Source organism: Agrobacterium sp. InxBP2 (assembly GCF_026191755.1).
GTDB lineage: Bacteria > Pseudomonadota > Alphaproteobacteria > Rhizobiales > Rhizobiaceae > Agrobacterium > Agrobacterium pusense.
This window is the reverse complement of record NZ_JAINDY010000030.1, coordinates 231,058-243,750: the sequence shown is the minus strand read 5'-3', so window position 1 is coordinate 243,750 and position 12,693 is coordinate 231,058. Positions and strand designations below refer to the sequence as shown.

General features: G+C 58.7%; 12 protein-coding genes. 3 read left to right on the top strand and 9 right to left on the bottom strand.

Translation table 11 applies throughout. The features are described 5' to 3' along the window. Window positions 1-8: 8 nt before the first annotated feature. Window positions 9-1,592, bottom strand: a complete 1,584-nt coding sequence (locus K7A42_RS16445; RefSeq protein ID WP_282455562.1) for a peptide chain release factor 3 — start codon at window positions 1,590-1,592, stop codon at window positions 9-11. Between the two features lie 90 nt (window positions 1,593-1,682). On the opposite strand from K7A42_RS16445, the gene dut reads away from it, so the two are divergent. The 3 genes from dut to cysK all read left to right on the top strand — a co-directional run bounded on the left by dut (window position 1,683) and on the right by cysK (window position 3,968). After that, a complete protein-coding gene (gene dut / locus K7A42_RS16440) occupies window positions 1,683-2,153 on the top strand; it encodes a dUTP diphosphatase (protein ID WP_035206679.1) in 471 nt (156 codons plus the stop codon). A gap of 87 nt (window positions 2,154-2,240) precedes the next feature. Beyond that, window positions 2,241-2,858 carry a LysE family translocator gene (locus K7A42_RS16435; RefSeq protein WP_006699689.1) on the top strand — a complete coding sequence of 206 codons (618 nt, stop codon included), beginning with the start codon at window positions 2,241-2,243 and terminating at the stop codon, window positions 2,856-2,858. Window positions 2,859-2,999: 141 nt separating this feature from the next. Beyond that, on the top strand, window positions 3,000-3,968 hold the full coding sequence (cysK, locus tag K7A42_RS16430) for a cysteine synthase A (protein WP_006699690.1): 969 nt from the start codon (window positions 3,000-3,002) through the stop codon (window positions 3,966-3,968). Between the two features lie 202 nt (window positions 3,969-4,170). On the opposite strand, the gene K7A42_RS16425 is transcribed toward cysK, so the two are convergent. The 8 genes from K7A42_RS16425 to K7A42_RS16390 form a co-directional block, all read right to left on the bottom strand. Further along, window positions 4,171-5,703 (bottom strand): YifB family Mg chelatase-like AAA ATPase, encoded by a 1,533-nt coding sequence (locus K7A42_RS16425; protein ID WP_112555983.1) that lies wholly within the window; start codon window positions 5,701-5,703, stop codon window positions 4,171-4,173. Window positions 5,704-5,886: 183 nt separating this feature from the next. Next, window positions 5,887-6,846 (bottom strand): glutathione synthase, encoded by a 960-nt coding sequence (gshB, locus tag K7A42_RS16420; RefSeq protein WP_022555488.1) that lies wholly within the window; start codon window positions 6,844-6,846, stop codon window positions 5,887-5,889. A gap of 237 nt (window positions 6,847-7,083) precedes the next feature. Beyond that, window positions 7,084-7,596 carry a cupin domain-containing protein gene (locus tag K7A42_RS16415; protein WP_174150611.1) on the bottom strand — a complete coding sequence of 171 codons (513 nt, stop codon included), beginning with the start codon at window positions 7,594-7,596 and terminating at the stop codon, window positions 7,084-7,086. Window positions 7,597-7,706: 110 nt separating this feature from the next. Next, window positions 7,707-8,807, bottom strand: a complete 1,101-nt coding sequence (locus K7A42_RS16410; protein ID WP_107339920.1) for a sn-glycerol-3-phosphate import ATP-binding protein UgpC — start codon at window positions 8,805-8,807, stop codon at window positions 7,707-7,709. Window positions 8,808-8,817: 10 nt separating this feature from the next. Beyond that, window positions 8,818-9,660, bottom strand: a complete 843-nt coding sequence (ugpE, locus tag K7A42_RS16405) for a sn-glycerol-3-phosphate ABC transporter permease UgpE (RefSeq protein WP_035206675.1) — start codon at window positions 9,658-9,660, stop codon at window positions 8,818-8,820. A gap of 11 nt (window positions 9,661-9,671) precedes the next feature. Further along, entirely contained in the window at window positions 9,672-10,640 is a 969-nt protein-coding gene (locus tag K7A42_RS16400; RefSeq protein ID WP_020011090.1) for an ABC transporter permease subunit, read from the bottom strand. Between the two features lie 82 nt (window positions 10,641-10,722). Then, the gene (locus tag K7A42_RS16395) at window positions 10,723-12,021 is read right to left on the bottom strand and encodes an extracellular solute-binding protein (RefSeq protein WP_022555483.1); all 1,299 of its coding nucleotides are present in this window, start codon (window positions 12,019-12,021) and stop codon (window positions 10,723-10,725) included. A gap of 107 nt (window positions 12,022-12,128) precedes the next feature. Beyond that, complete coding sequence (locus K7A42_RS16390) at window positions 12,129-12,689, bottom strand: sugar O-acetyltransferase (protein WP_045532989.1); 561 nt, start codon at window positions 12,687-12,689, stop codon at window positions 12,129-12,131. Window positions 12,690-12,693: the final 4 nt, after the last annotated feature.

Here is a 12,693-nt window from a genome sequence, read left to right as displayed (position 1 = left end):
GGCCGATATCACGCCGCCTTGGCGACGTGATATTCCTTGATCGCAACCATCTTGATAGCGGGGAAACGCTCGGATTCATAACGCAGCGAAAAGGCATCCTGCGCCAGAAATACCGGATCGCCATCCAGGTCGCGGGCGATATCGCCACGCTTGACGTTGAGGAACTTGTCCATTTCTGCCAGCTGATCGGACGAAATCCAGCGGCAGACCGAGAAGCGCGACATTTCGAAGGAAACCGGCAGGCCATATTCGCCCATCAGCCGTTCCTTCAACACGTCAAGCTGCAGCGCACCAACGACGCCGACGATGGCTGGCGAGCCGTCTTCCGGCGAAAAGAGCTGCACGACGCCCTCTTCCGCCATTTGCTGCAGGGCTTCCTTCAGCTTCTTCGCCTTCATCGCATCTTCCAGACGCACACGGCGCAGGATTTCCGGCGAGAAGTTCGGCACACCCTGGAACACGAGGTTTTCACCCTCGGTCAGCGTATCGCCGATGCGGAGCGTGCCGTGGTTCGGAATGCCGACCACATCACCTGCAAAGGCTGTGTCGGCCAGCTGGCGTTGCGAGGCGAAGAAGAATTGCGGCGCGGTGAGTCCCATCTGCTTGCCGGTGCGTGACAGGCGCGCCTTCATGCCGCGCTCCAGCTTGCCGGAGCAGATGCGGGCAAAGGCGATACGGTCGCGGTGGTTCGGGTCCATATTGGCCTGAATCTTGAAGACGAAGGCAGTCATTTTGTCTTCGGCCGCATGCACGGTGCGGGTATCCGCCACCTGATCGCGCGGTGGCGGTGCGAAATCGCCGAGCGCATTGATAAGGTCACGCACACCGAAATTGCGCAGCGCCGAACCGAAGAAGACCGGCGTCATATGACCTTCGAGGAAAGCCTGCCGATCGAAGGGACGGCAGGCTTCCATCGCCAGTTCCGTTTCTTCGATGAAAGCATCGCGCTCATTTTCCGGCAGTCGATCCGCGACCGCCTGCGGGCCGTTAACCTTCATGGCCTCCACCTGCGTGTCGACGCCGCGGAACGTGCTGTCGGCAAGATGATAGGCGCCGCAGAAGGTTTTGGCGCGGCCCACCGGCCAGGTGATCGGCGCCGTATCGAGCGCGAGCTTCTCCTCCACCTCGTCCAGTATCTCAAAGGGGTCGCGGCTTTCGCGGTCCATCTTGTTGATGAAGGTAATGATCGGAATATCGCGCATGCGGCAGACTTCGAACAGCTTCAGCGTGCGCGGCTCGATACCCTTGGCGGCGTCGATGACCATGATCGCCGCATCCACGGCCGTCAGCGTACGATAGGTATCGTCGGCGAAATCTTCGTGGCCGGGCGTATCGAGGATATTGAAGACGCGGTCGTTATATTCGAAAGTCATGACCGACGTGACGACCGAAATGCCGCGCTCGCGCTCGATCTTCATCCAGTCCGAACGGGTCTGGATGCGGTCCTTTTTCGCCTTCACCTCACCGGCAAGCTGGATCGCTCCGCCGAACAGCAGCAGCTTTTCGGTGAGCGTGGTTTTACCCGCATCCGGGTGCGCGATAATAGCAAAGGTGCGGCGGCGGGAGACCGCCTCGGCAAGTGTTTCGGCCATCTGACAAATCCTGTGGAATTGCGGGGTATCTAGCGTTTCAGGGCCGGTTTTGCAATTGACCTTGCCGCGATCTCGGCAAACTAATGCCGCATGACCGTTCAAAACAACAATCTGCCTCCTCTTCGTCTCGCCCGCCTCGCCCACGGCGCGGGCCTTGAACTCCCCTCTTACGAGACCGGCGGCGCCGCCGGCATGGACCTGCGTGCAGCTGTGTCCGTGGGTGAGCCGTTGACCCTGAAACCCGGTGAACGGGCGCTGGTGCCGACCGGCTTCGTGTTCGAAGTTCCCGCCGGATATGAGGCGCAAATCCGCCCCCGCTCCGGCCTTGCCATCAAGAACGGCATCACCTGCCTTAATTCCCCGGGCACGGTGGACAGCGATTATCGCGGCGAGGTGAAAGTCATCCTCGCCAATCTCGGTCAGGACGACTTCGTCATCGAGCGTGGCATGCGCATTGCACAGATGGTCGTCGCGCCCGTGACGCAGGTGACTGTTGTCGAAGTGATGGAGACTTCGCAGACGGCACGGGGCGTCGGCGGTTTCGGCTCTACCGGCGTTTAGCGACACCGCTGGTGCAGAGGAGCGGACTGATTGTCTTTGCCCGGCATTTTCGCTATGGATCTGGCGGATTTTCAGGGAAACACGATCATGACGCTGACCACCCTATTCGCTTATGCCACCGCCCTCTTCATCGCTGCCGCCATTCCCGGCCCCGGCATGACGGCAATCGTGGCGCGGGCGCTGGGTTCGGGCTTTCGGGAAACCTTTTTCATGGGTCTCGGGCTGGTGCTTGGCGACATGATCTATCTGACCGCTGTGATCCTGGGGCTGGCCTTCGTCGCGCAGACCTTTCAGGAGGCTTTCATGGTCCTGAAATTTGCAGGTGCGGCCTATCTTCTCTATATCGCCTGGAAGCTCTGGACCGCCGGTCTCTTGCCGCAGGACCTGAAGGCGAAGAAGAGCACCAGCATGTCCATGTCCTTCCTGTCCGGCCTGCTGATCACCCTCGGCAATCCCAAAACCATGCTTTTTTATGTGGCGCTGGTGCCGACGCTGATCGACATCCGCATGATCGGCCCTTCGGAATATGCGACGCTTCTTGCCATCACCTTTGTCGTGCTGATGGCGGTTCTCCTGCCTTACATCCTGCTTGCGGCCAAAGCGCGCAACCTCCTGAAAAGACCGAGCGCCCTGACAATTCTCAACCGCACCGCGGCGGGTATTCTGGCCGGAACCGCGACGATGATCGCCATCCGCAGCACGTAAAACAAATTCGTGCATTTCCGCGATCTGGCGTGAAATTATTCCCGCAATTCACGGATATTAGGACGAACGTTCGCTAGCTTGCGGAGGTTATTGATCCTATTCTGCCGCTCAAATCTTGCGGTCTTTACACAGGAGAGCAACATGCCGGAAGCCAGAAAGCCCGGACGCGGACGCGTCTATTCCTCGATTACGGAAACAATCGGCGATACACCGATCGTGCGGCTCGACAAGCTGGCGAAGGAAAAAGGCGTGAAGGCCAACCTTCTTGCCAAGCTCGAATTTTTCAATCCCATCGCTTCGGTGAAGGACCGCATCGGCGTCGCCATGATTGAAGCTCTGGAAGCCCAGGGCAAGATTACGCCCGGAAAGACGACGCTGGTGGAACCGACCTCCGGTAATACGGGGATTGCGCTCGCCTTCGCTGCCGCCGCGAAAGGCTACAAGCTGATCCTGACCATGCCTGAAACCATGTCGGTCGAGCGTCGGAAAATGCTGGCTCTCCTGGGCGCAGAACTGGTGCTGACCGAAGGCCCGAAGGGCATGAAGGGCGCCATCGCCAAGGCGCAGGAACTGGCAGAAACCCTGCCTGACGCCATCATTCCGCAGCAGTTTGAAAACCCCGCCAATCCGGAGATCCACCGCAAGACGACGGCTGAAGAAATCTGGAACGACACCGAAGGCACGGTTGATATTTTGGTCTCGGGTATCGGCACCGGCGGCACGATCACCGGCACGGGTCAGGTTCTGAAATCCCGCAAGCCCGAGGTGAAGGTGATTGCGGTGGAGCCCGCCGACAGCCCCGTTCTTTCCGGTGGCAACCCCGGCCCCCACAAAATTCAGGGCATCGGCGCCGGTTTTGCCCCCGCCATTCTCGACACCGGCATTTATGACGAGATCGTCACCGTCACCAATGATGAGGCTTTCGAAACCGCACGTCTGGCGGCGAGGCTGGAAGGCGTGCCCGTTGGCATCTCCTCGGGTGCGGCGCTGGCGGCGGCAATCAAGGTCGGTGCGCGTGAGGAAAATGCCGGCAAGAACATTGTCATCATCATTCCCTCCTTCGCGGAACGTTATCTTTCGACAGCACTTTTCGAAGGGCTTGGGCTCTAGCCCCTTCTCGGCACCCGGTTGCGGAAAAGCGAATATTTGACGTGCCGCCGGTTTGCCGGCGGCACTTCTGTTTCAAGGCCCCCTCATTCGGCCCATCACCTACCGAGCTGTCCAGACAGCATTTTACCTGTTCATTCCCGGAACCGCCTGATTGACCGGCAGGCATGAGCGTCCTTTCCAGACAAAGTGCCCGTAGCTGGTTTTACGCCGCGGCGGTTAGCCTTTCGCCGGCGATACGATAGGACACTGCTTCAGCAATATGGATACGTCCAACCGTTTGCCTGCCATCCAGATCCGCCAGGGTGCGGGCCACCTTGAGAATGCGATGGTAACCGCGCGCGGAAAACTTCATGCGCTCCGCCGCATCACGCAGCAATTGCAGCCCGGACTGGTCCGGTTCGGCGTATTTTTCGATCATTGCTGTCGTGCAGCGGGCGTTGGTGCGGATGGCAGGGAAGCCCGCTGCCGCATAACGTTCCTGCTGGGCAAGGCGCGCTTCGGCGACGCGCGCCGCGACCACGGCGCTCGGTTCGGCCGTCACGGGCCGAATGAGATCGGCGGCGGAAACGGCGGGAACGTCGATACGGATGTCGATGCGATCGAGCAGCGGGCCAGAAATGCGAGCCTGATAGTCTGCCACACAACGTGGGCCTCTGGCACAGGTAAAACCCGGCTCTCCCGCCATACCGCAACGGCAGGGATTCATTGCCGCGACAAGCTGGATTTGCGCGGGATAGCTGACACGGTGATTGGCACGCGCGATAATGCATTCGCCGGTTTCGAGCGGCTGACGCAGGGCATCCAGCACCTGCGGCGAAAATTCCGGGAACTCATCCAGAAAAAGAACGCCATGGTGAGCAAGCGAAGCCTCACCCGGTTTGGCCCGCAGCCCGCCGCCGATCAGGGCCGCCATGGTGGCGGAATGATGCGGCGTGCGGAAAGGCCTGCGATCCGAAAGCTTGCCACCCGACAATTGGCCGGCAATGGAATGGACCATGGACACTTCCAGCAGTTCTGCCGCCTCCAGCGGCGGCAGGATCGAAGGCAAGCGGGCGGCGAGCATGGATTTTCCCGAGCCGGGCGGGCCGACCATCAGCAGATTATGGCCGCCGGCGGCTGCCACCTCCAGCGCCCGCCGGGCGCTCTCCTGCCCCTTTATGTCAGCTAGATCAGGCAGATTGACCGGATTGGCGCGAATGGCGGGCGTCGGGCGCGAGAGGATCTGCGTGCCACGAAAGTGATTAGCGAGCGCAATCAGGCTGCGCGGGGCGAGAATATCGATCCCGGCTCCGGCCCATGCCGCCTCCGGGCCGCTATCAGCCGGGCAAATCAGTCCCTTGCCAAGCGCATTGGCCCCGATCGCTGCCGGAAGCGCGCCCGCAACCAAGCCGATAGTACCATCGAGATTGAGTTCGCCAAGGACCACGTAACGCCCCAGCGCTTCGGCCGGTATGGCTCCCAGGGCAGCCATGAGGCCAAGGGCAATGGGAAGATCGAAATGCGATCCTTCCTTCGGCAGATCGGCAGGGGCAAGATTGACCGTGACCTTCTTTGCCGGCAGCGCCAAGCCTGAGGCATGTAATGCCGCCTGCACGCGCTCCCGGCTTTCGGCGACGGCTTTATCCGGCAGACCGACAATCTGGATGCCGACCCTTCCCGGTGCGACCATGACCTGCACCTCAACAGGCACACCCTCTATGCCCTGAAATGCCACCGTATTGACCCGTGCCACCATGGCCTGCCCCCGCAAACCGCCGCGCTTTCAGAGCCTTATGCCCCATCCACGACCATTGCCAAGCAACGTGCCACAGCTCAAAGAATAAAACAAGAACATCCAGCGAACAATTTATCGCATCCGCTGTATTTTAGTTGTATCGAGTTGTATAGCCGGAACAAACCGAGAGCGATTTATGTCTCGTCAAAAATCCTGAGCTTCGCGCTTTTTCTCGATGGCGTCCCACAGCAGGCTCGCCACATCGGCGCCGCCGAATTTCCGCACCTCTCGAATGCCGGTCGGCGAGGTGACGTTGATTTCGGTGAGGTAATCGCCAATGACATCAATTCCAACGAACAGGAAACCACGCTCGCGCAGGGCGGGGCCGATACGGCGGCAGATTTCCTTTTCGCGCGCGGTCAGTTCCGTAGGCTCAGGCCGGCCGCCAGCGTGCATGTTGGAACGGGCATCGTTTTCCGCTGGAACGCGGTTGATCGCACCCACCGGCTCTCCATCCACCAGCAGGATGCGTTTATCGCCCTTGCGGACGTCGGGCAGATATTCCTGAGCAATGTAAGGTTCGCGGAACATCTGACCGAACATTTCCAGCAGCGATGAGAAATTGCGGTCGTCCCGCGCTGAATGGAAGACGCCCGCACCGCCATTGCCATAAAGCGGCTTGAGAATGATATCGCCCATTTCGTTACGGAAGCGCGCGATTTCCGCAACATCCTTCGTGATCAGCGTCTTCGGCATGAGATCCGCGAATTCAGTGACGAAGATCTTCTCCGGCGAATTGCGCACCCAGGCGGGATCATTGACCACCAGGGTCCTCGGATGAATGCGCTCCAGCAGATGGGTGGAGGTGATATAGGCCATGTCGAATGGTGGATCCTGACGCAGATGGATGACATCCATCGTGGACAGATCAACGCGCTCCGGTTCGGAAAGCGAGAAATGGTCACCCTTGATGTCGCGCAGCTCCATCTGCTCGACGGTCGCGTAAATCTTGCCATCGCGCATGGAAAGGCGGTCGGGCGTGTAATGGAACAGCCGATATCCACGCGCCTGCGCTTCAAGGCTCATGGCGAAGGTGGAATCACCGCCGATGTTGATGCCGGAGACATGATCCATCTGGATCGCGACGTTCTTGATCTTCGCCATGCGCATGTTCCTCTCGCAGCATACGGACGCCTGCGATCCGCCATGCCGTGTCTCATCTTTCAAGCGTTCCGGCAGGACCGGAAGAGACCCGGAAATGCTTCAGAAAACTTGAAAGATGTAGGGCAGCGACCATTCAAACGCAACTGCTGCGAGCCGTGGTTTCTGTGAGTTTTATTGAACCTTCATAATTCCCACGGCGAAGGCACACCCGCGCCCGCCAACGGCATGGGCGACGGCTCAGGCTGCCAGCTTGTAGGAGCGACCGGCGAACAGCTTGTTCTTGACGCGATAGGCAAATGCCAGCGCCTTGGGGAACGGACGACGCATGAAGGCAACCTTGCGCACATAATGATCAACACGCCAGGTGGCCCATGTTCCGGCCCTGAAATAAGCGACGTCACCGACCCGCAGGATGCTGACCGAGCCGTCCTCGGCCGTCACATGCACCTCGCCTTCCAGAATATAGACGGTCTCATCCCAGCCGAAGAACCAGCGGAATTCGCCTGCAGTGCAATCCCACATGGCAGTGCTTGAGGCACGGTCGCCGCTTCGGGAATGATCCGCAGCACGTGCCTGCGGGTTGCCGGCAATGATCCATTCAGGATTGATAGGCGCCGGCTGAAGCCGTAGATCGGTGCAGGATGCGCTGACCACGGCGTCGTCTTTTTTCCGACGCAGATAGGCCGGCAATATCGGCACCGTACGGATAGCCATGGTTGCGGCCGCCGCGAACATCATTTTGAACGACATATGAGAAAACCCCCGTGAAATATTGGAGGCCTTTTATCATCGGGATCGTAACAAACCAGTTTTGACAATCGGCGCAATTTTAGCCATCGCGCCGATTTCAGGTGACGAACTCAGGCCGTCGCCAGTTGAGCGTCCTGCGCCATCGTTTGTTCTGCTCTGCTGGCGATACGCTTGCCAGTTTCGCTGGAGAAGAAGTGCAGTTTTTCCGGAGCAATCGTCACCGAAAGCGCGGACGGAACCTCGACATCAGGCGGAAAGGCCACGGTCAGGCTCTGATCGCCGATCATGCCGTGTATAAGGCGTTGCGAACCCAGCTCCTCAATATAATCCACGCGAAGTGCGAAACCCTGGGCGTCAGCAGCAGCGAGACGAAAATCTTCCGCCCGCATTCCAACAGTCACCGGGCCGGACGTGGGGGCGAAGCCATTGAGCGCAAACAGCGACGGCCCGATGGCAAGGCTATCGCCGTGCAATTCGGCGCTGAGAAGATTCATGGCCGGAGAGCCGATGAAACTTGCGACGAAGGTTGAGGCAGGCGTGTGATAGACATCCAGCGGCGCACCGATCTGCTCGATACGGCCGCCATTCAGCACGACGAGACGGTCGGCCAGCGTCATGGCTTCCAACTGGTCATGGGTCACGTAGATCGATGTCGTGCCGAGACGTTTTTGCAGCCGCTTGATTTCGCCGCGCATGGAAACACGCAGCTTGGCATCGAGATTGGACAAGGGTTCGTCGAACAGGAAGGCAGCAGGCTTGCGAACGATCGCGCGCCCCATGGCGACGCGCTGACGCTGACCACCGGAAAGGGCGCGTGGCTTGCGGTCCAGATAGGGTTCGAGTTGCAGCATACGCGCCGCTTCAGCCACACGGGCGTCAATTTCCGCCTTGGGTGTCCTGCGGTTCTTCAGCCCGTACTCCAGGTTCTCGCGTACCGACATATGCGGGTAAAGCGCGTAGTTCTGGAAGACCATGGCGATATCGCGGTCGGCCGGATCGGTCTGGTTGACCACCCGGTCGCCGATCTTCACCGTGCCTTCTGAAATATCCTCAAGCCCGGCGACCATACGCAAAAGCGTGGACTTGCCGCAGCCGGAGGGACCGACGAGAACGATGAACTCGCCGTCCTTGATATCAATATCGACATGATGCACGGCGCGCACGCCGCCATGATAATCCTTGCAGACCTGACTGATTTCTATCGCGGCCATTTCGGTCTCCTTATTTATCGCTCTCGGTCAGGCCCTTGATGAACCAGCGCTGGAAAATAACGACGATCAGCACGGGTGGCAGCATGGCCAGCACGGCGAGCGCGAAAGCTTCGTTGTAATCGGGGATTTGCGAACCGACCCAGACCTGCAGGATCGACTTGATGCCACGCATCAGGGTGAAGAAACTCTCATCCGTCGTCATCAGCATGGGCCAGAGATACTGATTCCAGCCATAGACGAACATGATGATGAAGATCGCCGCCATCATGGTGCGCGACAGCGGAATGAGAACGTCGATGAAAAATTTCACTGGCCCCGCACCATCGATACGGGCAGCCTCCAGCAGCTCCTCAGGCACGGATTTGAAGAACTGCCGGAAATAGAAGGTGCCCGTCGCCGAAGCGAGAAGCGGCACGATCAGACCGGTATAGGAGTTCAACAGTCCCAGTTTGCTCATTACCTCGTAGGACGGCATGATGCGCACTTCGAGCGGCAGAAGCAGCGTGGTGAAAATGATCCAGAAGGCGAGCGTCGCAAAACGGAAGCGGAAATAGACGATCGCATAGGCCGCCGTCATCGACAGGACGATTTTGCCGACGGCAAAGCCGATGCCGAGGATCAGCGAATTCAACACCATGTTCAGGCCTGTAACCTGTCCGGTGAAACCACCCTTCTGGGTAAGGACCTTCTCATAGGTTTCGATGAAATTGTCGCCGGGAATGATCGCAAGGCCGCTGCGGTGAATTTCAGCCGCCGTGTGGGTGGACGTCATGAAGGCCACGACAACAGGCAGGATCAGAAACAATGCGCCAATGATCAGCACCAGATGATCGAGGGGTTTGGTCTTGTACATCGTCTTTTCCCTCAATTGTAATGGATACGCTTCTCAATGAAGCGGAACTGGATGATGGTGAGGACGAAAACGACCAGCATGAGGATGACGGACTGGGCCGAGGAACCGCCGATGTCATTGCCGCGGAAACCGTCGAGGAACACCTTGTAGACCAGCGTAATCGGGTTGTTGGCGGCCTTATCCTTCACCATCACGTCAATGACGCCGAAGGTGTCGAAGAGCGCATAGGTGATGTTGATGATCAGCAGAAAGAAGGCCGTGGGCGCCAGGAGCGGCATGATGACGGTCCAGAACCGGCGAAAGCCCGAACGGCAATCGATGGACGCGGCTTCCCGCACGGACACCGGAACGCCCTGGAGACCGGAGAGGAAGAAGATGAAGTTGTAAGGAATCTGCTTCCAGACCGCGACAACGATCATGGCAAAGGCCGTATCGAAATAATTGAGGCCGACCTTCATGTCCCAACCGAGAAACGCGGCCATCTTCACGAAGGGGCCGATATGCTGGTCGAAAAACATCATGCCGATAAGGCCGGCGACCGGCGGCGCAATGGCGTAAACGGAAATCAGCAGCGTCTTGTATGTCGAACTGCCGCGAATGACCGCATCCGCCTTGACGGCGAGCAGCAGGCCGAGCGCCAGCGAAAAGAAGGTGACGAGCACGGTGAAGACTACCGTGAATTTCGCGATGCTGAGATATTCGGGGCTGAAGATCGCATCCGAATAATTGGCGAGTCCAACGAAGGAAGCGCCGAACCCGAACGGGTCTTCGATATAGAAAGACGAATGGATGGCCTGAACGGATGGCCAATAGAAGAAAATGAAAATCACCGCAAGCTGCGGTGCCAGAAACAGATAGGGCACAAAGGACGAAGAGAACTGCACGCGCTTCATGCCGGCTTCTGCGGGCTTGGCGGGTTTTCCAGCCTTTGCGGACCGACCGGAGAAAAACCGGCGCGGTTGAGACGATGTATAGGCCACGCTTGCGCCTCCTTATCCAGAAGTGAGCCTCCCTTCCGTCAGAAAGGAGGCTCGACAAGATCAACGGTTTCGAAGAGATCGATCAGCCGGCCGTCTTGGCGAAGCGGGCCAGAAGGTCGTTGCCTTCCTTCTCGATGATTTCGAAAGCAGCCTTCGGCGTGACTTCGCCGGAGAAGATGCGGTTATATTCGCGTTCCATCACGGCGCGGATCTGCGGGTAGAAGCCGAGGCGATAACCCTTGGACCAGTCGCCACCCTGCAGTGACAGCTGCTGGATGCCGACTTCGGCGACCGGCTTTTCCTTGTAGTAGCCTTCAGCCTTGGCCTTTTCATAAGCGGCCTTGGTGATGGCGACGTAACCGGTTGCCTTGTGATAGAAGACCTGGATTTCCGGCGAGGTCAGGAACTGGAAGAAGTCGGCCACGCATTTGTTTTCGGCTTCGGACTTGCCCGACATTGCAAAGAGGGCGGCGCCGCCGATGAAGGAGTTGGTGCCCGCGCCCTTGATGGAGCCCCAGTAAGGGAGGAAAGTTGCCGAGAATGGCATTGTGGCCGTCTTCTGAAGGCCGCCAAAGGAACCCGACGAACCGATCCAGAGTGCTACCTTACCTTCTTCGAAGGGCTTCTGGTTGTCGTTCCAGCCTGCGCCATAATAGGCAAACAGGCCCTTGTCCTTCCAGTCCTTCAGCTTCTCGAACATCATGACGAGGTTCGGGTCGGTGACCTTGAGCTTGGTGTCGGTGACGCTGTCGTAACCATTGTTGTTCGTGGCGAACTGGATGTTGTTACGCGAGAAGAAGTTCTCCGTGAACTGCCAGGTCAGCTGCGACTGGACGAGCGGAATATAGCCGGCTTCCTTCAGCTTCGGGGCGACCTTTTCAAAGTCTTCCCACGTCTTCGGAGCTTCGACGCCGGCCTTCTTCAGGGCCTCGTCGTTGATGTACATGATGGGAGCGGAGGAATTGAACGGCATGCCGACGAACTTGCCGTCAGCGGCAGCGTAGAAGTAGCGCACGCCATTGATAAAGGCGTCGCGATCGAACTTGTAACCGGCCTTGGTGATCAGGTCTTCGGCAGGAATGACCGCGCCCTTGGCGTTGATGATGGTGGCAGCACCTGCATCGAAAACCTGAAGAATGTTCGGCTGTTCGCCCGAACGGAAAGCTGCGATGCCGCTGGCGAGAGCTTCTTCATAGGAGCCCTTGGAAACCGGCGTCAGCGCGCATTCTTTCTGGGCTTCGTTGAATTTCTGGGCGACTTCGTTGATGACTTCGCCGTTACGGCCGCCCATGCCATGCCACCAGGTGATGTTGGTCGCAGCCATGGAAGAGGTCGCGGAGATGCTGACAGCCACAGCGGCCATGGAAATCTTCTTGAACATATCAAATCCTCTCCACCATTTATTGGGGTGAGGATGCGAATAGAGAGGTTCAATGACGCCTCTTTGACAGTTTCATGTCAGATTTATTACAGCGGCGGATGAAAATCTCAGTCGGATATGCGTTTCAGGGGCCGCGCCGGGTTCCCGACCACCGTCACGCCTGCAGCGACGTCGCGTGTGACGACCGAACCGGCACCGACAATCGCACCGTCAGCCACTGTCACACCCGCAAGCAGAATCGCTCCGCCGCCGATCCAGACGTCGCGACCGATGGCCACGGGTTTTGCGATTTCAATGCCTTGCGCACGCGGCACCGGGTCGAGATGGTGTTCCGCACAGTAAATCTGCACCGCAGGCCCCAGCATCGCGCCATCGCCTATCGTTACCTTAGCGGAATCGAGAATGGTGCAGCCCGCGTTGAGATATACATTCTTTCCCAGCGCGATATTAAAGCCGTAAGCGCAATGAAACGGCGCTTCGAGAAACGCGCCTTCCCCGACAGAATTAAACAGCGCTCGCAGCAGCGGTGCAATTGCCCCGCGCTCATCCGGCGGCATCGTATTGTGCTGGTGGACGGCCCCTCGTGCGCGCCGGCGCAATATATCCAGCTCGCCATCCATGCAGCTGTACCATTCGCCCGCGGCCATTTTTTCACGCTCGGTGGACATCGTC

Coding starts and splice junctions, on each gene's coding strand:
- dut (WP_035206679.1), top strand. CDS start 1,683: ATGACCGTTCAAAACAACAATCTGCCTCCTCTTCGTCTCGCCCGCCTC.
- cysK (WP_006699690.1), top strand. CDS start 3,000: ATGCCGGAAGCCAGAAAGCCCGGACGCGGACGCGTCTATTCCTCGATT.
- K7A42_RS16395 (WP_022555483.1), bottom strand. CDS start 12,021: ATGTTCAAGAAGATTTCCATGGCCGCTGTGGCTGTCAGCATCTCCGCG.
- K7A42_RS16415 (WP_174150611.1), bottom strand. CDS start 7,596: ATGTCGTTCAAAATGATGTTCGCGGCGGCCGCAACCATGGCTATCCGT.
- K7A42_RS16445 (WP_282455562.1), bottom strand. CDS start 1,592: ATGGCCGAAACACTTGCCGAGGCGGTCTCCCGCCGCCGCACCTTTGCT.
- ugpE (WP_035206675.1), bottom strand. CDS start 9,660: ATGTACAAGACCAAACCCCTCGATCATCTGGTGCTGATCATTGGCGCA.
- gshB (WP_022555488.1), bottom strand. CDS start 6,846: ATGGCGAAGATCAAGAACGTCGCGATCCAGATGGATCATGTCTCCGGC.
- K7A42_RS16425 (WP_112555983.1), bottom strand. CDS start 5,703: ATGGTGGCACGGGTCAATACGGTGGCATTTCAGGGCATAGAGGGTGTG.
- K7A42_RS16410 (WP_107339920.1), bottom strand. CDS start 8,807: ATGGCCGCGATAGAAATCAGTCAGGTCTGCAAGGATTATCATGGCGGC.
- K7A42_RS16390 (WP_045532989.1), bottom strand. CDS start 12,689: ATGTCCACCGAGCGTGAAAAAATGGCCGCGGGCGAATGGTACAGCTGC.
- K7A42_RS16435 (WP_006699689.1), top strand. CDS start 2,241: ATGACGCTGACCACCCTATTCGCTTATGCCACCGCCCTCTTCATCGCT.